The organism is Brevundimonas sp. UBA7507 (assembly GCF_002478355.1).
Classification (GTDB): domain Bacteria; phylum Pseudomonadota; class Alphaproteobacteria; order Caulobacterales; family Caulobacteraceae; genus Brevundimonas; species Brevundimonas diminuta_D.
Genome location: NZ_DLNP01000011.1, coordinates 70,608 through 91,102, shown reverse-complemented (window position 1 = coordinate 91,102; position 20,495 = coordinate 70,608). Strand labels below are relative to the sequence as shown.

Annotated in this window: 17 protein-coding genes and 1 tRNA gene; 11 read left to right on the top strand and 7 right to left on the bottom strand. The window is 69.0% G+C overall.

The features are described from left to right. Nucleotides 1-4 precede the first annotated feature (4 nt). The 7 genes from B3D50_RS06235 to B3D50_RS06205 form a co-directional block, all read right to left on the bottom strand. Nucleotides 5-1,291 carry an acetylornithine deacetylase/succinyl-diaminopimelate desuccinylase family protein gene (locus tag B3D50_RS06235; protein WP_286950175.1) on the bottom strand — a complete coding sequence of 429 codons (1,287 nt, stop codon included), beginning with the start codon at nucleotides 1,289-1,291 and terminating at the stop codon, nucleotides 5-7. Between the two features lie 10 nt (nucleotides 1,292-1,301). Beyond that, nucleotides 1,302-2,399: a 3-isopropylmalate dehydrogenase gene (gene leuB, locus B3D50_RS06230; protein WP_286950435.1), complete on the bottom strand. Its 1,098-nt coding sequence runs from the start codon at nucleotides 2,397-2,399 to the stop codon at nucleotides 1,302-1,304. 4 nt (nucleotides 2,400-2,403) lie between these two features. Beyond that, a complete protein-coding gene (locus tag B3D50_RS06225; RefSeq protein WP_286950173.1) occupies nucleotides 2,404-3,168 on the bottom strand; it encodes a glucose 1-dehydrogenase in 765 nt (254 codons plus the stop codon). 15 nt (nucleotides 3,169-3,183) lie between these two features. After that, nucleotides 3,184-4,632 carry an aldehyde dehydrogenase family protein gene (locus tag B3D50_RS06220; RefSeq protein ID WP_286950171.1) on the bottom strand — a complete coding sequence of 483 codons (1,449 nt, stop codon included), beginning with the start codon at nucleotides 4,630-4,632 and terminating at the stop codon, nucleotides 3,184-3,186. 176 nt (nucleotides 4,633-4,808) lie between these two features. Next, on the bottom strand, nucleotides 4,809-5,288 hold the full coding sequence (locus B3D50_RS06215; RefSeq protein WP_286950170.1) for a redoxin domain-containing protein: 480 nt from the start codon (nucleotides 5,286-5,288) through the stop codon (nucleotides 4,809-4,811). 31 nt (nucleotides 5,289-5,319) lie between these two features. Continuing rightward, nucleotides 5,320-5,393, bottom strand: a tRNA-Cys gene (locus B3D50_RS06210). 98 nt (nucleotides 5,394-5,491) lie between these two features. Then, nucleotides 5,492-6,919, bottom strand: coding sequence for an amino acid permease (locus B3D50_RS06205; RefSeq protein ID WP_286950167.1), 1,428 nt, complete (start codon nucleotides 6,917-6,919; stop codon nucleotides 5,492-5,494). Nucleotides 6,920-7,238: 319 nt separating this feature from the next. Between B3D50_RS06205 and B3D50_RS06200 the strand changes: the two genes are divergently transcribed. From B3D50_RS06200 to gspK, 11 genes are all read left to right on the top strand, one after another. Then, on the top strand, nucleotides 7,239-8,753 hold the full coding sequence (locus B3D50_RS06200; RefSeq protein WP_286950165.1) for a hypothetical protein: 1,515 nt from the start codon (nucleotides 7,239-7,241) through the stop codon (nucleotides 8,751-8,753). An 89-nt stretch (nucleotides 8,754-8,842) separates the two neighbouring features. Beyond that, nucleotides 8,843-11,536 (top strand): TonB-dependent receptor domain-containing protein, encoded by a 2,694-nt coding sequence (locus tag B3D50_RS06195; protein ID WP_286950163.1) that lies wholly within the window; start codon nucleotides 8,843-8,845, stop codon nucleotides 11,534-11,536. Between the two features lie 215 nt (nucleotides 11,537-11,751). Further along, entirely contained in the window at nucleotides 11,752-12,594 is an 843-nt protein-coding gene (locus B3D50_RS06190) for a type II secretion system protein N (protein WP_286950161.1), read from the top strand. Then, the gene (gene gspD / locus B3D50_RS06185) at nucleotides 12,591-14,711 is read left to right on the top strand and encodes a type II secretion system secretin GspD (RefSeq protein WP_286950159.1); all 2,121 of its coding nucleotides are present in this window, start codon (nucleotides 12,591-12,593) and stop codon (nucleotides 14,709-14,711) included. Before B3D50_RS06190 ends, gspD begins: the two co-directional genes overlap by 4 nt. Next, a complete protein-coding gene (gspE, locus tag B3D50_RS06180; protein WP_286950157.1) occupies nucleotides 14,708-16,201 on the top strand; it encodes a type II secretion system ATPase GspE in 1,494 nt (497 codons plus the stop codon). Before gspD ends, gspE begins: the two co-directional genes overlap by 4 nt. Continuing rightward, a complete protein-coding gene (gene gspF / locus B3D50_RS06175; protein WP_286950154.1) occupies nucleotides 16,201-17,415 on the top strand; it encodes a type II secretion system inner membrane protein GspF in 1,215 nt (404 codons plus the stop codon). The genes gspE and gspF overlap by 1 nt, the downstream gene beginning before the upstream one ends. 11 nt (nucleotides 17,416-17,426) lie before the next feature. Then, the gene (gene gspG, locus B3D50_RS06170) at nucleotides 17,427-17,888 is read left to right on the top strand and encodes a type II secretion system major pseudopilin GspG (RefSeq protein ID WP_286950152.1); all 462 of its coding nucleotides are present in this window, start codon (nucleotides 17,427-17,429) and stop codon (nucleotides 17,886-17,888) included. A gap of 49 nt (nucleotides 17,889-17,937) precedes the next feature. Beyond that, a complete protein-coding gene (locus B3D50_RS06165; protein WP_286950150.1) occupies nucleotides 17,938-18,351 on the top strand; it encodes a GspH/FimT family pseudopilin in 414 nt (137 codons plus the stop codon). Between the two features lie 163 nt (nucleotides 18,352-18,514). Beyond that, on the top strand, nucleotides 18,515-18,865 hold the full coding sequence (gspI, locus tag B3D50_RS06160) for a type II secretion system minor pseudopilin GspI (RefSeq protein ID WP_286950149.1): 351 nt from the start codon (nucleotides 18,515-18,517) through the stop codon (nucleotides 18,863-18,865). After that, complete coding sequence (gene gspJ / locus B3D50_RS06155; RefSeq protein ID WP_286950147.1) at nucleotides 18,862-19,506, top strand: type II secretion system minor pseudopilin GspJ; 645 nt, start codon at nucleotides 18,862-18,864, stop codon at nucleotides 19,504-19,506. The genes gspI and gspJ overlap by 4 nt, the downstream gene beginning before the upstream one ends. Next, a complete protein-coding gene (gspK, locus tag B3D50_RS06150; protein WP_286950145.1) occupies nucleotides 19,503-20,489 on the top strand; it encodes a type II secretion system minor pseudopilin GspK in 987 nt (328 codons plus the stop codon). Before gspJ ends, gspK begins: the two co-directional genes overlap by 4 nt. Nucleotides 20,490-20,495 lie beyond the last annotated feature (6 nt).

The following is a 20,495-nucleotide window of genomic DNA, read 5'->3' as shown; positions in this document are numbered from 1 at the left end:
CCTATCAGCTCCGCTTGCGGGTCAGCAGATCATAGGCCGCCCTAGCCATGACCTTGGCTGAGTTGGTCATGTCGTCGATGCCCACCCATTCGTCCGGCTGGTGCGCCAGATCGAGCACGCCGGGGCCGTAGGCGATGCAGTCCTTTAGCTTGCCGATGCGGTCGATGTGCTTCTGGTCATAGGTGCCTGGCGAGCAGACGAACTGGGCCTTCTTGCCCAGCACCGTCTCGATGGCGGCGGCGGTCGTGCTGGCCACCGGGCCGTCGCGGTCGGCCATGCTGGGCGCTACCTGGAACAGGTCGCGCATCTCATAGCGGAAGCCGTGACGCTGGGCCGCCAGCCCGTCGAGGATGGCCTTCACCTCGCCCTTCACCTCCTCCAGCGTCTCCTCGATCAGGAAGCGGCGGTCGATGACCATGCGGCTGGAATCGGCGACGCAGGGCGCGGGCAGGCCGTCGAAGCCCTCGGCCTGGCCGCCGTGGATGGAGTTGATGTTCATGGTCGACTGGCGCGCGCCTTCGGGCACCACCGGCATGTCGGAATGGCGGGCGGCCATGGCGGGATAGAGCTTGGATTCGAACTCTTCCATCACCGCGCCCATGTGGCGGATGGCGGAGTCGCCCAGGAAGGGCATGGAGCCGTGGGCGATGCGGCCCTTGGTCTCGATCTCGGCCCACCAGACGCCGCGGTGGCCGATGCAGACCCGGTCCACGTTCAGCGGCTCGGGGATGATGACGTGGTTGACGCGCGGTTCCGAGAACCAGCCGCGCTCGGCCAGATAGGCGACGCCGCCGTAGCCGCCGGATTCCTCGTCCACCGTGCCGGAGATCTCCAGCGCGCCGGGCAGGGGCAGTCCGGAATCGATCAGGGCCTCGACCGCGATGATGGAGGCGGCCAGGCCTCCCTTCATGTCGCAGGCGCCGCGGCCGTAGACTTTGCCGTCCTTCACCTCGCCGCCGAAGGGATCGACGGTCCAGCCGGCGCCGACCTCGACCACGTCGATGTGGCTGTTGAAGTGGACGCAAGGGCCGGGTTCGCTGCCGGTCCAGCGGGCGATGACGTTGGTGCGCGGATACTGGTCGCTGTCGCCCGGCGAGCCTTCGCCGCGCACATATTCGACGGTGAAGCCGCGCTTCTTCAGCCGCTCGCCGATGTATTCGGCGCAGGGGCGATAGGCCTCCCCCGGCGGGTTGATGGTGGGGAAGCGGATCAGATCCTGGGTCAGGGCGACCAGTTCGTCGGTGCGGCCGTCGATCAGGTCCATGACGGTCTGCAAGGTAGGGGCGCTCATCGGTTGATCCTCACGCGAACTGGGCGTCCAGCGCGGCCAGAACCGCGTCGGTCATTTGGATGGTGGAGACGGGGGCGACCCCGGCTTCCGCGATGTCGGGAGTGCGCACGCCGCTGGACACGACCTGCCGCACGGCGCGCTCCAGCCTGTCGGCCAGATCGGCGCGGTCGAATGACCAGCGCAGGCACAGGGCGAAGGACAGGATGGTCGCGATGGGGTTGGCGACGCCCTGGCCCGCGATATCAGGTGCAGAGCCGTGGATCGGCTCATACAGACCGCGACTATGCCCGCCTTGTCCAAGCCCGGACAGTGAGGCGGAGGGCAGCAGGCCCAGCGACCCGGTCAGGGCCGCCGCCGCGTCCGACAGGATGTCGCCGAACAGGTTGTCGGTGACGATGACGTCGAACTGGTCCGGCCGCCGGACCAACTGCATGGCGCAGTTGTCGGCGTACATGTGCGACAGCTCCACGTCGGGATAGTCGGCGGCGACCTCAGTGGCGACGGCCCGCCACAGGGCGCCGGTCTCCATGACATTGGCCTTGTCCACCGAGCAGACGCGGCGCTGGCGGGTGCGGGCCAGTTCGAAGGCCGTGCGGCAGACGCGGGCGATCTCGGCCTCGGTATAGGCCTGGGTGTCATAGGCGCGGCGCTGGCCGTTGGCGTCGACCTCATTGGCGCGCGGCAGGCTGAAATAGACGCCCGCCGTGGCTTCGCGCACGATCAGGATGTCGAGGCCCCGGATCAGCTCGGGCTTCAGCGCCGAGGCGTCCAGCAGCGCGTCGAAACAGACGGCGGGCCGCAGGTTGGCGTAGAGGTCCAGCGCCTGACGCAGGCGCAGTATGCCCATCTCGGGGCGCTGGGCGCGGGGCAGGTGGTCCCACTTCGGCCCGCCGACGGCGCCGAACAGGACGGCGTCGGAGGCCAAAGCCTGCTCGACCACGTCTTCGGCGATGGGCGCGCCCACGATGTCGATGCTGGCGCCGCCCGCCAATCCCTCGCTCAGTTCAATCCGCAGCCCGGCGTTCCGGGCCCAGTCGACGACGCGCAGGGTCTCGCGGATGATCTCGGGCCCGATGCCATCGCCCGGCAGGACCAGAAGCTTGAACACACGGTCAGATGCAGCGGCCACCGTCGACCTCCATGGCCACGCCGGTGATCATCGAGGCGTCGTCCGAGCACAGGAAGGCGGCGGCGGCGCCCATGTCCTCGGGCGTCGAGAAGCGGCCGATGGGGATGGAGGCCAGGAACCTGGCGCGGACCTCGGGCGTGTCGGAGCCCATGAAGGTCTTCAGCAGGGGGGTGTCCCCCGCCACCGGGTTCAGCGCGTTCACTCGCACCTGGAAGGGCGCCAGTTCGACCGCCATAGCGCGGGTGGCCGTGATGACCCAGCCCTTGGAGGCGTTGTACCAGGTCAGATTGGGGCGAGGGCTGACCCCGCCGGTCGAAGCGATGTTGAGGATGGCGCCGGACTCTTGCGCCTTCATGGCCGGCACGAAGGCCTTCGACATCAGATAGATGGAGCGCATGTTGACGCTGGCGATGCGGTCGAAGGCGTCGTCCGACAGTTCGTCCAGCGGCTGGGGCGTGTGGCCGACGCCCGCGTTGTTGACCACGATGTCGACGCCGCCCAGCAGACGGTTCGCGGCTTCGGCCAGGGCGGCCACATCGGCGGCGCTAGAGACGTCGACCTTCACGCCCAGATCGGCGTCGCCCAGTTCAGCGGCCAGGGCGCGGGCGGCATCCTCGTTCAGGTCGGCGACGATGACGCGGGCGCCTTCCTCGGCGAAGCGGCGCGCGATGCCGGCGCCGAAGCCGGAGGCTCCGCCCGTGACGATCGCTCGCTTGCCCTCCAGCCGCTTTGATCTGTTCTCCCCCAAGACGCCTACTCCCTGCTATCCGTGATGGGCCGCGACGGTCTTCAGGGCGGTGAAGGCGTAGAGCGCCTCGAACCCCTTTTCGCGACCGTGGCCCGACCTGCCGACGCCGCCGAAGGGCAGTTCGACCCCGCCCGCCGCGCCGTAGTTGTTGATGAAGACCTGTCCGGCCCGCAGTCGTTTCGCCAGCCGCATCTGTCGTCCGCCGTCGGCGGTCCAGACGCCTGCGACCAGGCCGTAATCGGTGCCGTTGGCGATGGCGACGGCGTCGTCTTCCGTGTCGAATGGGATGACGACGACGGCGGGGCCGAAAATTTCCTGCTGCGCCAGCGGGTGATCGGGCGCGACGTTGGCGAACAGGGTCGGGGCGACATAAGCGCCGCCGGACGGCAGGTCGGTCAGCGTCGCCTGCGCGACGATCAGGCCGTCGGCGCGGCCTTTGTCGATGAAGCTCTCGACCATGGCCTGCTGTTTCTTCGACACCAGCGGACCGACGTCGCGGTCATCCATCGCGGGGCCGACGGTCAGGGCGGCGAAGCGTTCGGCCATGCGGCGCACGACTTCGTCATAGACGCCGCGCTGGACCAGGACGCGCGATCCGGCCGAGCAGGTCTGGCCTGCGTTCTGGACGCCTGCGTTGACGAGGAAGGGCAGGGCCTTGTCCAGATCGGCGTCGTCGAAGACCAGCTGGGGCGACTTACCGCCCAGCTCCAGCGTCACCGGCACGGCGTTGACCGCCGCCGCCTGCTGGATGGCGACGCCCACCCCGGTCGAGCCGGTGAAGGACAGGTGGTTGATGCCCGGATGGGCGGCCAGCGCCGCGCCCGCCTCGGCGCCTGTGCCGGTCACGACGTTCAATGCGCCCGCAGGCAGACCGCAGTCGGCGGCGATATGGGCGAAGGCCAGCGCTGTCAGCGACGCCTGCTCTGCGGGCTTCAGCACCACGGCGTTGCCGACGCACAGGGCCGCCACGACCGAGCGGCCGATGATCTGCATCGGATAGTTCCAGGGGATGATGTGCCCCGTCACCCCATGCGGCTCGCGCAGGGTGTAGACGGTGTAGCTGTCCTGGAAAGGAATGGTCTCGCCGTGCAGCTTGTCCGCCGCGCCCGCGTAGAATTCGAGGTAGCGGGCCAGGGCGATCACGTCGTTGCGGGCCTGCTTCAGCGGCTTGCCGACGTCCAGCGCTTCCAGTTCGGCCAGCAGGTCGATGCGGGCTTCGACCTCGCGGCCCATGCGGGCCAGGATGCGGCCGCGCTCGACGGCCGACAGGCGGCCCCAGTCGCCTTCGAAGGCGGCGCGCGCGGCGCGGACGGCGGCGTCCACGTCTGCGGTGGTTCCGGCGGCAAGCCGGCCCATGACCTGACCCGTCGACGGGTTCTCGATCGGCAGGGTCGCGTTGGGGGCGCCTGCGGGGCGCCAGACGCCGCCGATGAAAACCTTATCCGTGGGGAAGGGCGCGACCATGTCGTTAGGCTCACTGTGAGGGCGATCCCCCTCTGGTTCGCCGTCCAGGATAGTGGGCACGATAACGGATCAGACGCCAAGCCCTTTATGGTTTTGGCCTAAGTCACTGATTTTGTGTTCTGGGCGCTCAATAAAATGAGCGTTTGACGCTCGGGCAAGCAGGCGCGGACGGCTTTTCACGCGGGGGTTGCGGGTTCCAGCAGCAGGGCCATGATCTCGGCGCCCAGCATCATGTCCGAGACGGGGCCGAAACGGCGCATCCGCATCCGGCCCAGCCGGTCGACCAGCACCAGACTGGGCGTGCCCTGAAGATTGAAGGCGGTCATGGTGCGCGGCGCGGTGGTGTCGGTTGAGGGCGCGTCGACGGCGACGGGGAAACGGCAGCCGTGATCGGCCAGCCATTTGGTCAGGCCCGCGCGGTCCGACTGCTGGTCGTGATGCTCGAACACGCTGTGGACGCCCAGGACGGCGACCTCGCCGGAGGTGAAGGTCTCGGCCACGCGCCGGGCCTGCGGCAGGGCGTAGTGAGAGCAGCCGGGACAGAGGCGTTGCAGAAAGGCGATGCAGACGACCTTGCTGCGCAGGTCTTCCAGACGCACCGGCGCGGGCGTGTTCACCCATTCCACGGCGTCGATCGAGGGGGCGAGACGGTGCATGGAACGGCTCCTGAACGGCAGGGCGCGCCGATGGAGGCCGGACCTGGAATCGAACCAGGCTGGACGGATATGCACTCCGCCGCGTAACCGCTCCGCCATCCGGCCATCGGGGCGAGGCGTCTGGATAGCAGGCGGCGCCGAGGGCCGCTTGGGCCGGTTGCGGATTAGCGGGGGCGCCGGTTGCAGCGCCCCCTCTATAGGTATCAGTCGGCGGCGGCCTGTTCGGCTTCCTTGGCCTCGCGGCGGGCGACGCTGAAGCGACGGCCGTAGAGCAGATAGGCGCCGACGCCGATCACGTTCCAGATCAGGAACCACGCTTGCGTTTTCTGCGGCAGGCTGGCCAGCAGATACAGGCAGCCGGCGATGGCGATGGGGCCGATGACCCAGGCCAGCGGCGTGCGGAAGCCGCGCGGCAGGTCGGGTGAGCGACGGCGCAGGATCAACATGCACAGCGCCACGGAGCTGAAGGCCACCAGCGTCCCCGCGTTGGCCAGGGCGACGATCTCGCCCAGGGGGAAGAACAGGGCGATGGTCCCGACGACGGCGGTGGTGAAGGCGGTGATGCGCAGGGGCGCGCCCTTGGCCGACAGTTGCGACAGGCCGCGCGGCAGCAGGCCGTCGCGCGCCATGACGAAGAAGATGCGGCTCTGGCCGTAGAAGAAGGCCAGGATGACGGTCGGCAGGGTCAGCACCGCCGTCACGGCTAGGAAGTGGGCGGCGCCCGGCTGGCCGATCTCGCGCAGGATCAGGGCCAGCGGCTCGGGGCTGTTGGCGAACAGGGTGAAGGGCGCGGCGCCCAGGGCCGCCGTGGCGATGACGGTGTAGATGGCCGCGCAGACCAGCATGGAGCCGATGATGCCAATGGCCAGGTCGCGCTTGGGATTGCGGGTTTCCTCGGCCGCCGTGGCGATGGCGTCGAAGCCGTAGAAGGCCGAGAAGATGATGGCCGCGGCGGCCATGATGCCGCGCTCGACCCCGTCCTCGCCCATGGCGCGGCCGAAGCCGTAGGGATTGAACGGCTCCAGATTGGCGGCGTTGAAGTGGGGCAGGGCGAACCAGACGAACAGCACCAGGGCCGACAGCTTCACGACCACCAGGGCCAGGTTCAGCGTGGCGCTCTTGCGGGTGCCGATGATCAGCATTCCGGCGATGATCAGGATGATGAACAGGGCCGGGACGTTGGCGACGCCGCCCGCGTGCGGTCCCTGCATCAAGGCCATGGGCAGGCCCAGCCAGTCGTGCAGCAGGGGCGCCGCATAGCCGGACCAACTGACGGCTACGGCGCTGACCACCAGGCTGTACTCCAGGATTAGGCTCCAGCCGATGATCCAGGCGACGACCTCGCCCAGGACCACGTAGTTGTAAGTGTAGGCGCTGCCCGAGGCGGGGATGGTCGAGGCCATTTCGGCATAGGCCAGGGCGGCGCAGGCGCAGACGAAACCCGCGATCAGGAAGGACAGCAGGACGGCCGGACCGGCCTTGTCCGCGCCGATGCCGATCAGGGTCAGGATGCCGGTGCCGACGATGGCGCCCACGCCCATGGCCATCAGGTGCGGCCAGCTGAGACTGCGGGTCAGGCTGCGTTCCTGCGCGTTGACAGTGATGCGCTTACGCACGTTCCAGCCGCCCATTCGGTGTCTCGTCTTCTTGTGTGTCGGGACCGGCGGGAAGACCGGCGCGCTGTGTTGCGCCAGACGCGTCCTGGATACAAGCGTCACACGGACCTCGGCCGCGGCTTTGAGGCGCGGGAGGGCGAGGCGACATCTCCGTTACCGGACATTTTGTCACTCAAGCGGCGATAAAACGGCAAGAAACCTAAGCCGATCCGTCATTGAAGCGCGCAAGCTTCGGAAACCGCAGTCGCTATCCATGCCGCCGAGGCAGGAGGGAAGCAGGGCCGTCCGTGACGGACAGGCCGCCCACTGTCGCATCTTTTGACCAGACCGGTGGATGACGATGAACAGCAGCTTCAAGACCATGCTCGCCGTGGCGGCCAGCGCGCTCGCCCTGGCGGCCTGCGGCGGCTCCGCCGAGGTGGCCTCGCCCGGCGAAGGCGACTTCGGCAATGGGAACGGCAACGGCAACGGCAATGGGAACGGCAATGGCGGCAACGGCCAGGCCGCGGCTGACTGCCCGGCCGGCTTCGCCAACGTCGGCACCATGGCCAACGGCACGCTGCGCAACTGCCAGTTGCCGCAGCAGATCAACGGTTCGCTGACCGTGCCGCTGCGCGCCGGCACCATCTACTCCATCTCGGGCCGCACGGCCGTCGGCACCGACGGCGGCGTCGACGCCTCTGCCAGCACGGGCACGCAGGGCATCCTGACGGTCGAAGCCGGCGTGACCATCTTCGCCTCGGGCGGCGGCGACTACCTGCTGGTCAACCGCGGCTCGCAGATCTACGCCGAAGGCACGGCCTCGCAGCCGATCGTCTTCACCAGCCGTCAGAACGTCGAAGGTACGACGACGGAGACTTCGCAAGGCCAGTGGGGCGGCATCGTCATCGCCGGTCGCGCGCCCCAGGCCAACTGCCAACTGACAGCCCCGGTCACCTGCACCGGCCAGGTGGAAGGCACCAACGCCTTCTACGGCGGCGGCAACGTCAACGACAACTCGGGCCGTCTGCGCTACGTCCAGATCCGTTACTCGGGCTTTGAGATATCGACCGGCAACGAACTGCAGGCACTGACGCTGGCCGGCGTCGGCGCGGGCACGACCATCGAGTACGTCCAGTCCTACAACTCGTCGGACGACGGCATCGAAATCTTCGGCGGCAACGTCAACCTGAAGCGCATCGTCATCAACGGCGCCGACGACGACGCCTTCGACACCGACACCGGCTGGCGCGGCGGCGCCCAGTTCGGCATCGTGACCCAGCGCGCTCCGAACTCGACCAGCCGTTCGGCCGGCTTCGAATTCTCGGCCGCGCCGAAGGACGTGCCGCTGGCCCAGCGATACAACTCGCAGCCCAAGATCGCCAACTGGACGATGGTGGGCCGCAACTCGCCGACCGACGCCCATACCGTCGCCCACTTCGACACGGGCACGAAGGCGACCGTCGTCAACTCGGTCTTCACCAGCGCCGCCGGTTCGCTGGCCGGCTGCCTGGACATCGCCGACAACGACACGGCCAGCGTGAACCCGGTGTTCAACTCGGTCTTCATGTCCTGCGGCGTTTCGTATCGTCCGAGCAACGCCGGTCTTTCGGAGCCGATCTTCACGGCCGGTACGAACAACACGGCCAAGGGAACTTCGACCCTGACCGCCCCGACCGCGGGCGTGAGCATCACCAACCAGGTTCTGACCTTCATCAACGGCGCGAACGAAACCGCCGTGACCCCGGTCAAGGCCTCGAGCGTCCACGCGGCCTTCACCGACACCGACTACATCGGCGCCGTGAAGAACGCTTCGGACACCTGGTGGCAGGGCTGGACCTGCGGCCTGACCGCCAACGCGAAGTGCTGATGAACCCTCTGGCGAGGCGGCGGTCCGAAAGGGCCGCCGCCGACCCTTTGAGCGTCCAGCCTCTCTCGACCTACGCAAGGCAGCCGAACATGAAGAACAAGACCCTGACCCGTAACGGGCTGCTGCTGGCCAGCAGCGCCCTGGTCGCCGCTTTCGGCGCGCCCAGCCTCGCGCTCGCCCAGGCGACGGCTCCCGTCGCCGCCGTGGCCCTGAACAATGAACTGTCCGCCGATCCGGAAAGCCCGGATCAGGTGTCGCAGACCCCGGCCACCCAGCTGGGCGACATCGTCGTCCTGGGCCGCAACATCCCGCAGCCGAACCGTCAGAGCGCCGAGGTGGCCGCTTTCCTGACGTCGGAAGACCTGCAACGCACCGGCGACTCCACCGCCGCCGCCGCCCTGACACGCGTGACCGGCCTGTCGATCGTCGAAGGCCGCTTCGTCTATGTGCGCGGTCTGGGCGAGCGCTATTCCTCGGCCCTGCTGAACGGCTCGCCGCTGCCCAGCCCCGAGCCGCTGCAGCGCGTGGTGCCGCTGGACCTGTTCCCTTCCAGCGTCCTGGCGGGCGTGACGGTTCAGAAGTCCTATTCCCCCAACTATCCGGGCGAGTTCGGCGGCGGGGTCATCGACCTGCGCACCGTGGACGCCCCGGCTGAGCCCTTCCTGACGTTCAAGGCGGGCGTCGGCGGCAACACCGAGACGACGGGTCGCGACAACCTGGTCTATTACGGCTCGGACACCGACTGGACCGGCTTCGACGACGAGACGCGCAAGGTTCCGGGACCGATCGCCCACGCTTTCCGCACGGGCAAGCAGATCAACATGGCCAACTTCTCGGCGGCCCAGCTTCAGGCCATGGGCCGCTCCATGGTCAATGCGCCGCTGCGCCTGATGCAGCGTCAGCAGACGCCGGTCGACGGCAGCCTGGAGCTGGCGGGCGGCTTCCGCACCCCGACCGAGATCGGCGATCTGGGCGTTATCGCCGTTGCGGGCTACGACAACTCCTGGCGCGCCCGCCAGGCGATCCAGGAAGACGCCAGAGCCGACGGCGACGTCCTGACGCCGATCTCGCCCAAGAACGTCGAGTCCAACCAGAATGACGTGCGCCTGAATTTCCTCGGCGGGCTGTCGCTGACCACCGACGACCACGACGTCAAGTGGACCAACCTCTACGTCCGCACCACGACCAAGCGCGCCCGCACCTCCACCGGCCCCGACTACGACGCCGGCGACAGCGTGATCCGCAATGACTACACCGAGTGGTTCGTGCGTCAGCTGTTCACCAGTCAACTGGCGGGCGAGCATTACTTCGGCGCCGACGGCGAGTGGAAGCTGGACTGGCGGGCGGCCTACGCGAAGACCTCGCGCGACGCTCCCTACGAATCCCGCTTCCAATACGGCGTCGACGCTCAGGACCGCTTCATCCACAACGTCCAGGGCAACCAGATCTCGTTCAGCGAGCTGGACGACGAAATCTGGTCCGGCGGCGTGGACCTGGCCTATAAGCTGCCGATGGCGGCGGGCCGCGAGGCGACCATCAGCGTCGGCGCCTCGACCCTGGACAACACCCGCACCGCCGAGCGTCACGACCTGCAGTTCGAGGCCGTCAACGGCCTGACCGACAGTCAGCGCCGCGCGCGGATCGACTATCTGTTCTCGGACTTCAACATAAATCCGTGGACCCTTCAGCTGCGCGAGATCGCCGGCTCGAACGGCGCCAACGCCTACGATGCCGACCTCAAGGTCAACGCCGTCTACGCCATGGTCGACGCCGAGTTCGTGCCGACCGTGCGCACCACCTTCGGCGTTCGCTTCGAGGACGGCCAGCAGAGCGTGACCCCGCGCGACCTGTTCGGCGGCGCTGCATCCTATGAAGCCACGGAGATCGAAGAGCAGTATTGGCTGCCTTCCTTTACGGCGACCTGGAACTTCACCGAGGATCAGCAACTGCGGTTCGGCGTGTCCAAGACCATCGGTCGTCCGCAGTTCCGCGAACTGGCGCCCCAGGCCTATACCGACCCGGAAAGCGACCGCATCTTCATCGGCAATCCGTATCTGACAGATACGGAGATTCTGAACTTGGACGCGCGCTGGGAATGGTATTTCGGCCGCCAGCAGTTCGTCACGGCGGGCGTCTTCTACAAGAAGCTCGACAAGCCGGTCGAAGCGATGATCGTCGATGTCGGCAACCAGCGTCAGCAGACCTTCCTGAATGCGCCGGAAGCGACCGTCATGGGTCTCGAGGCCGAGGTGAAGAAGTATTTCGAGTTCCCGGATCAGGCGGCCTTCGTTTCCAACAAGCGCTGGCTGGTGCAGGCCAACTACACCTGGTCGGACTCCGAGGTTTCGGTCGGCGAGGATGACACCGTCATCACGCTGGGCGGCGGCGGACGTCCTGAACCGGCTCGTTTCTTCCTTCAGGACGGCAGCCGGATGCAGGGCCAGTCGGAGCATGTCGCCAACCTGCAGATGGGCTGGGAAGACGACACGGCCCGTTCGCAGGCGACCTTTATCGTGAACTACGTCTCGGAGCGGATCACGGCCCGCGGGTCGAGCGTGGGTGAAGCGCGGGCGCCGGATTACATTCAGGATCCGGGCGTCTTCCTCGACTTCGTCTATCGCAAGGACTTCACCGTGAAGGGGCGCGACCTGGGCTTCGCCCTGGAACTGCGCAACCTGCTCGGCACGGACTTCGACGAGTATCAGGAGAAGGGCAACAAGATCCGGGTCAACCAGTACGATCTGGGCCAGAGCGCCTCGGTCAGTCTGACGGCGCGCTTCTAAGCGCATACCGCGCCCTGACATTTGAGCCGGGAGGTCTAGCGGCCTCCCGGCTTTTTTTATCCCTCTCCCATCGGGAGAGCGTGAATGTTTCGCATCATTCGATCCGAACCCGCCGCATCTGTCGTGACAACTTCTCGGCGCTGTCATGGTTCGGAGCGAGCCGGGTACGGAGCATCCGCCTAGGGAGTCGTTGCGGCCGCGAGAGGCCGTGGGGGATGTCTTCCTTGCTCGCTGGCCTTCGCAAACTGAGCGCCGTTTCGTGGGGCAAGGAGAGCCTGTCCCTTCGTCGTCCGCCGTTGCGGCGCGTGGTCGAGGCGGCGTTGATCCTGCTTCTTCTGGTGCAGGCCGGGCGGCTGGTCTGGCTGTTCGCGGCTCCGACGCCGCAAGCAACGCAGGCGCGGCCTCTGCCGGCGGTCGATCTGGGCGTGCTGTCGCGCTTCGACGCCTTCTTCCGTAACGGCGGGGGCGGGGCCGAGGCGGAGCCGTCGGACGGCGGCGGTCTGAGCCTGTTCGGCGTGCGCGCGGACGGCGCGGGCGGCGGCTCGGCCATCATCGGCCTGGCGGACGGACGCCAGGTTTCGGTCGGTGCGGGCGAGGAGGTGGAGCCGGGGCTGACCCTGAGCGCCGTCGCCCCCGACCACGTCATGCTGTCGCGCGGCGGCGCGCCTTTCCGTCTCGACTTTCCCGACATGGCCTCGGGCGTCGCGCCCGTTGCGCCTGTAGCGGCGGCGCAACCCGCCGTGACTGCGCCCGAACCCGCTTCGGCTGAAGGCGCGGTGGTCGATCCTCAACGTCTGATCGCCCAGGCGGGTCTGCGGCCGCGCCTTCAGGGCCTGGGAATCAACGGCCTGACCGTTTCCGCCTCGGGCGACGGGGGCGAGCTGCGCAACGCAGGCCTTCGCTCAGGCGACGTCATTCTGTCGGTCAACGGCACGGCCCTGAACAGCCCGCAGGCGGTCGCCGCAATGCGCGGGCAACTGGCCGACGCTCCCTCGGCCCAGATCCAGTTCGAGCGCGACGGTCAGGTCCGCTCCACCACCGTAAGGACGCGCCCATGAAGGCTCGCAGTCGCTCTCTGCTCACCGGCGTTCTGGCCGCTGTCCTGGCGGTCCAGCCGCTGGCCGCCGCGCCGGTGATGGCCCAGGAGGCGCGTCAGACGCTGAACGTCCAGAACGCCGACATCCGCGCCTTCGTGCAGGATGTGGCGCGCACGACGGGGCGCACCTTCATCGTCGATCCGGCGGTGACGGGCACGGTGACGGTGTCCAGCCCGCGTCCCCTGACCCGCGCCCAGCTGTTCGAGGTCTTCCTGTCGACGCTGCGGGCCAACGGCCTGGTGGTGACGCCGACGTCGTCCGGCGCCTATCGCATCAGCCCGGCGCAGGGCGCGGCGCAGGGCCCGGCCACGGTCGGCGCCGAGCGGTTCTCGACCGAGGTCTTCACCCTTCGCCACATCGACGCCGCCTCGGCCGCCGAGACGATCCGGCCTCTGGTCGGGGCGCAGGGGCAGGTGCTGGCTAATCCCGGCGCCAACAGCGTGGTGGTGGCCGACTTCGCCGACAATCTGGCGCGTATCCGGGCGCTGGTCGGCCGCATCGACGTGGACCGTTCGGCCTATGAGGTGGTGGCGCTGGAGAACGCCTCGGCGCGCGAGATCGCGGGCGTGCTGCAACAGGTGACGGGCGGCCCCGGCGGGCCCGGCCTGGTGACGATCACCCCGGTCGAAAGCTCCAACGCCCTGGTGCTGCGCGGGGATGGCCAGGCGTTGTCGCGGGTGCGCGGCCTGATCGCCGATCTGGACGGCCGGGCGCGAGCCAGTCAGGACGTCAACGTCGTCTTTCTGGAGCACGCCGACGCCGAGCAGTTGCTGCCCGTCCTGCAACAGATCGTCGGCCAGCCTGCGGATGCTGCGGCGACCTCATCCCCACGCCTGCGCACGGCCCGCGCCGGGGCGAACCAGACGACCAGCGGGATGGGGCAGGGCGGGCTGACCACGACGGGCGAGGCCGACAGCGGGCCGATCGGATCGACCACCGTGACCGCGACCGGCCAGCGCGCCACTATCGCCCGTTTCCCCGGCGCCAACGCCCTGGTCATCTCCGGCCCGGCGGACCTGCAGCGCACCCTGACCGAGGTGATCCGCCAGTTGGACGTGCGCCGTCAGCAGGTGCTGATTGAGGCCATCGTCGTCGAGCTGAGCGACAAGGCCGTGCGCGATCTGGGCGTCCAGTGGCTGATGGCGGGCGAGCAGGGCGTTGGCCTGACCAACTATTCCGACCGCGCGGCGCCGCTGGTTCCCATCGCGGGCGGGGCGGCGGCGGGTCAGCTCGACAAGGACGATCCCCTGCGCGAACGGCTGCAGAACCTGGCTCTGAACAGCCTGCTGGGCGCCAACGGCTTCGTCGGCGGGGCGGGCGGCAAATGGGGCGACGGCCTGTTCGGCTTCATCATCAATGCGGCCAAGACGGACGCGGGCTCCAACCTGTTGCAGACCCCGTCGATCATGACGCTGGACAATGAAGAGGCGACTTTCCTGGTCGGGCAGGAGGTGCCGATCACAACCGGCCAGACCATTCTGGACGGCAACTCCAATCCCTTCACCACGACCGAGCGCAAGGACATCGGGGTGCGCCTGACGGTGCGGCCCCAGATCAACGCCGGCGGCTCCATCACCCTGACCCTGCGGCAGGAGGTGTCGAGCATCAACGGCCTGCTGACCAGCGGCGCCAATGACCTGATCCTGGACAAGCGTGAGCTGGAGACGACGCTGGTGGTCGACGACGGCGACATCGCCGTGGCGGGCGGCCTGCTGGATCAGAACGACCGGCTGGAGACCAGCAAGGTGCCCGGCCTGGGCGACATTCCAGGCGTCGGCGTGCTGTTCCGCTCGACCAGCCGCGAGCGGGGACGGACCAATCTGATGGTCTTCCTGCGCCCGACCATCCTGCGCACCACGGCGGATGCGCAGGGGCTGGCGGCGGATCGCTGGGGCTATATGCGCGGCGAGCAGCAGCGGGTTCAACCGGATCGCGAGCCTAGCCTGGACGCCCTGCTGCGCGACTATATGCAGGCCCAGCCGCCTGCGGCCCCCGCAGCAGGCGAACCGCTGGTCATCGCCCCCGTGGCGCCCGTTTCGGCCCAGCCGTTGCCGCCGGTATCGGGAGCCGCCCGGTGATCACCGTCGTCGATCCGCGTCTGCCCTACGGCTTCGCCAAGACCCACGGCGTCCTGCTGCTGGCGGCGGGCGAGGTGATGGCGGTGGGGGTGCGCGAGGGGGCCGATCCTCTGGCCCTGGTCGAGGCGCGCCGCGCGCTGGGCCGTCCGCTGGAGGCGACGCCGCTGAGCGCCGCCGCCTTCGATCGCAAGCTGTCAGAGGTCTATGCGGGCGAGCAACTGACGGCCGCCGACGGCGACGACCTGTCCCTGCCGGTGGGGCTGGACAGTCTGGTGGACGATATTCCGGCGGCGGCGGACCTGCTGGACGCTACGGACGATGCGCCGGTCATCCGCCTGATCAACGGCGTCATCGCCGAGGCCGCCCGCATCGGCGCCTCGGACGTGCATCTGGAAAGCTATGAGACGCGGCTGCTGGTGCGGATGCGGGTGGACGGGGTGCTGCGCGAGGCGTTGAGCCTGAACCCGCGCGTGGCGCCGCTGCTGGTGTCGCGCATCAAGGTCATGGCGCGGCTCGACATCGCCGAGAAGCGCAAGCCCCAGGACGGGCGCATCCCCCTGACGCTGGGCGGCAAGTCGCTGGACGTGCGCGTCTCGACCCTGCCGTCGCGGGCGGGCGAGCGGGTGGTGCTGCGGATTCTGGACAAGGATCAGGCCGGGCTGACGCTGGACCGGCTGGGCATGGACCCGGTGGCGCTGGAGGCCTTCCGCCATGCGCTGGCCGAGCCGAATGGCATCATCCTGGTCACCGGGCCGACCGGTTCGGGCAAGACGACCAGCCTCTATGCCGGGCTGGCGCTGCTGAATGACGGATCGCGCAACATCCTGACGGTGGAAGATCCAGTCGAATACGCCATTGAGGGCGTGGGCCAGACGCAGGTGAACCCCAAGGTCGGCATGACCTTCGCCGCCGGTCTGCGCGCCATCCTGCGGCAAGACCCGGACGTGGTCATGGTCGGCGAGATTCGCGACACGGAGACGGCGGCCATCGCCGTTCAGGCGTCGCTGACCGGCCATCTGGTGCTGTCGACGGTTCACACCAATGACGCGGCCGGAGCTGTGACGCGGCTGCGCGACATGGGGGTCGAGCCCTTCCTGCTGGCCTCGACTCTGCGGCTGGTGGTGGCGCAGCGGCTGGTGCGGCGCCTGTGCCCACACTGCCGGATCGAGGAGACGGCGGACAGGGCGACGGCGCGGCTGATCGGTGCCGAAGAAGGCGTGCGCGTCTGGCGGCCGCACGGTTGCGCGGGCTGCGGCTCGACCGGCTATGTCGGGCGCATCGGCCTCTATGAGACGCTGACGGTGGACGAGAAGGTGCGACGCCTGATCGCCTCGGGCGCGGACGAGGATGCGGTGTTCGACGCCGCCTTCGCGCGCGGCGGGACGCTGGCCGACCGGGCGCGGGCGCTGGTGCTGGAAGGCGTCACCTCGGTCGAGGAGGCGCTGCGCGTCGCGCGTCAGGAAACCGCCGCCGAAGAGGTCGCGGCTTGATGGCGGCCTTCGACTACATCGCCGCCGATGCGGCCGGGCGGACGGTCAGGGGCTCGCTGAGCGCCGTCGACGAGGCCGCCGCGCGCAAGGCGCTGGCGAAGCGTCAGTTGGCGCCGTTGCAGCTTTCGCCCGGTCGCTCTGGCGTGGTCGCGACGTCGGCGAAGGCCGGTAAAGCCGGGCGGCTGTCGCCCAAGGCGCTGGCGCTGACGACGCGGCAGTTGGCGACTTTGATCTCCGTCTCTCCGCTGGAGGAGGCGCTGCGCAACCTGATGCTTCAGGCGGACCGGCCCAACGTGCGCCGGGTGCTGGAAGGCGTCCACGCCGGGGTGATCGAGGGGCGGCGCCTGTCCGACGCCATGGGCCAGCAGGGCGCAGCCTTTCCGCCGCTGTATCGCGCCATGACGGCGGCGGGCGAGCAGTCGGGCGCGCTGCAGCCCATTCTCGAACGCCTGGCCGACGGGCTGGAGAGGGACGAGGTGGTGCGCGGCAAGGTGCTGACGGCGCTGGTCTATCCGTGCGTGCTGGCGGTGGTGGCGCTGGGCGTCATCGTCGCCATGATGACCTATATCGTGCCCAAGGTGGTCGATCAGTTCGACAGCATGGGCCAGACCCTGCCGCTGCTGACGCGGCTGGTGATCGGCCTGTCGGACCTGATGCGCGACTGGGGCTGGCTGATGGCGCTGATCCTCGCCGCCGTGGTCGCGGCGGGGCTGATCGCGCGGCGGCGCGAGGCGGTGCGGCTGAGGCTGGACGCCTGGGTGCTGAGGCTGCCTCTGGTCGGGCGGCTGACGCGCGACCTGCACGGGGCGCGCATGGCCCGCACCCTGTCGACCATGATCGCGGCGGGCCTGCCGGTGCTGGAGGGGCTGACCATCACAGCCCGCACCGTCTCCAATCGCGCCCTGCGTCGCGCCACCGAACAGATGGCCGAGGCCGTGCGCGAGGGCGGGGGGCTGTCGGCCGCCATGCGCCGCGCTGAGGTGTTCCCGCCCATTCTTGTCTACATGACCGCGTCGGGCGAAAGCAGCGGTCGGCTGGAGCCCATGCTGGAGCGCGCGGCCGACTATCTGGAGCGCGAATTCTCCAACTTCACCGCCGTGATGCTCAGCCTGCTGGAGCCGGCGATCATCGTGGTCATGGGCGGGATCGTCGCCGTGATCGTGCTGTCGATCCTGCTCCCCATCCTTCAGATCAACACCCTGGCTTTGGGGTGAGGAGACCTTCCATGCGCAGCGAAGATACTCAGGATAAACGTCAGAAACGTCAGAAACGTCAGGGTTTCACCCTTGTCGAACTGATGGTCGTGATCGTCATTATCGGGCTTCTGGCGACGGTGGTGGCGATCAATGTCCTGCCCAGTCAGGACAAGGCCATGGTCGGCAAGGCGCGGGCCGACATCTCGGTGCTGGAGCAGGCGGTAGAGACCTATCGCCTCGACAACCTGACCTTCCCGACGGACCAGCAGGGTCTGAAGGCGCTGACGGCGCCGCCCGCCGATCTGGCGCGGCCGGAACGCTATCGCCAGGGCGGCTATGTCCGCCGCCTGCCGGAAGACCCGTGGGGCAATCCCTATCAGTATCGTCGTCGCAGCGCCCATGGCGGCCAGTTCGACATCTGGTCCTTCGGCGCCGACGGCCAGGAAGGGGGCGAGGGGAATGACGCCGACATCGGCAACTGGCAGGGCTGACCGGGCTCAAGCAGTGCGCGCCCGAGGCGCGCGCGGTAGCGCACCAAGAATGGGCTTCACCCTTGTCGAGTTAATGGTGGTCATCGCCATCATCGGCGTGGCGGCGGGGGCGGTGCTGCTGTCCATGCCGGACCCGCGTCCGACGTTGGCGGTTGAGGCCGAACGGTTCGCCGCGCGCCTGACGCTGGCTCGCGAGGAGGCGGTGATGACCAATCGTCCTGTGGCCCTTCGCGCCGACGCGGCAGGCTATGGTTTCGAGAGCTTCGACGGCGACGTCTGGACGCCTTTGACCGGCGTGCTGGCGCCCAAGGCATGGGGCGAGGGCGCCGCCGTCGCCGCGCCTGCGCGCGCCGTGTTCGACCCCACCGGCGGCACCGAGGCCGCCAGCGTGCGGCTGGAACGCGAGGGTCAGGCCGTCACCGTCGCCATCGACGGGGCGGGCGAGGTGACGATCCATGAATAGAGCAGTTTCTCCCTTCCCCCTCGATGGGGGAAGGGGCGGGGATGGGGGTGTGGACGCGACCTTGAGGGGAAGGGGGCAGGAGACGCGGAGACGTCTCCGCGCCTCGACTTCCAAAGCCCTGCCTTCACCCCCACCCAACCCTCCCCCATCGAGGGGGAGGGCTTTGAGGGTCGGCTTCACCTTGATCGAATGCCTTGTCGCTCTGGCCGTATTCGGTCTGGCGGCGATGGCGCTGTTGAACCTGTCGGGCGAGAGCACCCGCTCGGCGGCGCGGGTCGAGACGCGGACGCTGGGCGGCGTCGTCGCTGACAATGTGGCCGCCGAGGCGATGATCGCGCGCGACCTGCCCAGCGGCAGCACGTCGGGGCAAGAGTCGCTGGGCGGGCGCGAATGGCGTTGGGTGCGGGTGGTCAGCGCGACCGACATGCCCGGCGTCGGCCGCATCGACGTGCGCGTCTTCGCCGATGAGGAACAGGCCGCCGAGCGCGTGCTGTTCCGGGCGGCGGGCGCATGAAGGCGTGGCGCCAACACGCTCAAGCGGCGAGCCGCCGCGCGGCGAGCGATAGCGGAAGAAAAAGAGCCGGGTTCACTCTCGTCGAGGTGATGATCGCCCTGCTGGTCTTCGCCCTGCTGGCGGGGGCGGGCGCGCTGGTGCTGGGACAGTCGATCGACAATCGGTTTGCGGTGAAGGCCAACGCTGACCGGGTGGCGGCGCTGCAACGCACGCGCGCGCTGCTGCGCGCCGATCTGGCGCAAGCGACGGGGCGGCGGGTGCGCGGGCCGACGGGGCGGCCGGCGCCGCAGGCGATCATGGGGCCGCAGTCGCCGGGCGATCCGCTGCTGGTGCTGGCCCGCAGCGGCTGGAGCAATCCGGACGGCGCGCCGCGCGCCTCGATCCAGCGGGTCGAATACCGGCTGGTCGAGGATCGGCTGGAGCGCCGCGTGGCGCCCTATCTGGATGGCGCGCGGGCCGGGCCGCCGCAGGTGCTGTATCGCGGGGTGAAGGACGCCCGCGTCGCCTTCATTCAGAACGGGTCCGAGGCGCCCGCCTTTTCCGCCAGCAGCGACCGGCCCCTGCCGGATGCCGTGCGGGTGACGCTGACGCTGGACGGTTTCGGCCCGGTCGAGCAGCTGTTTCTGGTCGCGGCCGCATGAAGCCCGGCGCGCGCGATCGTCGGGGCATGGCCCTGCTGACCGTCCTGCTGCTGGTGGCGGTGATGGCGGCGCTGTGCGTGGTGCTGCTGGACGATGTGCGCTTTTCGGTGCGTCGCACCACCAACGCCGAACGCCAGGCGCAGGCGCAAGGCTTTGCGGCGGGGGGCGAGGCGCTGGCGCGGCGGCGGCTGTCCGATCTGGTCCGCGCCGATCCTGCGCGCACGCCGCTTCAGCCGCAGTGGAACGGCCGCGTCTTCGCCCTGCCGCTGGAAGAGGGCGAGGGGCGGGCGGTGATCCGCGACGGCCAGTCCTGCTTCAACCTGAACAGTCTGGTGCTGGGGCAGGGCGAGGATCTGATGGCGCGGCCCGAAGGAGCGGCGCAGTTTATCGCGCTCGGCGCCGCGCTGGGCGTGCCGCGTGGGCGGATGGCAGCGGTCGCGGCGGCCCTGACCGACTGGATGGACGGCGACGACGAGGTTTCGCCGCAGGGGGCGGAGGACGCCGCCTACGCCAGCCGCCCGACGCCCTATCGCACCGGCGGGGTCATGCTGGCCGAGGTCAGCGAGTTGCGCGCGGTCTCGGGAGTGGACGAAGCCCTCTATCGCCGTCTGAGGCCCTATCTGTGCGCCTTGCCCGAGGCGCGGCTGTCGCCCCTGAATGTGAATACGCTGGAGCCGCAGGACGCTGTGCTGCTGGTCGCGATCAGCCGGGGCGTGGTGGGGCTGAACACGGCCAAGGCGGCCATCGCCGCGCGCCCGGCGACCGGCTGGAGCAGCCCCGACGCCTTCTGGGCTCAACCCGCCCTGTCCGGCGTGGTCGTCGACGAAGAGGCCAAGGGCCAGATCACCCTGGCCACCCGTTATTTCGACCTGCGGGTCGAGATCGAACACGGCGACGCCCGCGCCGTCCGCACCGCCCTGATCCACGTCGCGCCCGACGGCGCGGCGCGCACCGTCATCCGTCGCTGGACGCCTGAAGAATGAGCATGG

Excerpts from the sequence above, each read along its gene's own strand:
- B3D50_RS06165 (WP_286950150.1), top strand. The coding sequence starts at position 17,938 with ATGGGCTTCACCCTTGTCGAGTTAATGGTGGTCATCGCCATCATCGGC.
- B3D50_RS06190 (WP_286950161.1), top strand. The coding sequence starts at position 11,752 with ATGTCTTCCTTGCTCGCTGGCCTTCGCAAACTGAGCGCCGTTTCGTGG.
- B3D50_RS06195 (WP_286950163.1), top strand. The coding sequence starts at position 8,843 with ATGAAGAACAAGACCCTGACCCGTAACGGGCTGCTGCTGGCCAGCAGC.
- B3D50_RS06205 (WP_286950167.1), bottom strand. The coding sequence starts at position 6,919 with ATGGGCGGCTGGAACGTGCGTAAGCGCATCACTGTCAACGCGCAGGAA.
- B3D50_RS06220 (WP_286950171.1), bottom strand. The coding sequence starts at position 4,632 with ATGGTCGCGCCCTTCCCCACGGATAAGGTTTTCATCGGCGGCGTCTGG.
- gspG (WP_286950152.1), top strand. The coding sequence starts at position 17,427 with ATGCGCAGCGAAGATACTCAGGATAAACGTCAGAAACGTCAGAAACGT.
- B3D50_RS06200 (WP_286950165.1), top strand. The coding sequence starts at position 7,239 with ATGACGATGAACAGCAGCTTCAAGACCATGCTCGCCGTGGCGGCCAGC.
- B3D50_RS06235 (WP_286950175.1), bottom strand. The coding sequence starts at position 1,291 with ATGAGCGCCCCTACCTTGCAGACCGTCATGGACCTGATCGACGGCCGC.
- gspK (WP_286950145.1), top strand. The coding sequence starts at position 19,503 with ATGAAGCCCGGCGCGCGCGATCGTCGGGGCATGGCCCTGCTGACCGTC.
- gspF (WP_286950154.1), top strand. The coding sequence starts at position 16,201 with ATGGCGGCCTTCGACTACATCGCCGCCGATGCGGCCGGGCGGACGGTC.
- gspD (WP_286950159.1), top strand. The coding sequence starts at position 12,591 with ATGAAGGCTCGCAGTCGCTCTCTGCTCACCGGCGTTCTGGCCGCTGTC.
- B3D50_RS06215 (WP_286950170.1), bottom strand. The coding sequence starts at position 5,288 with ATGCACCGTCTCGCCCCCTCGATCGACGCCGTGGAATGGGTGAACACG.
- gspJ (WP_286950147.1), top strand. The coding sequence starts at position 18,862 with ATGAAGGCGTGGCGCCAACACGCTCAAGCGGCGAGCCGCCGCGCGGCG.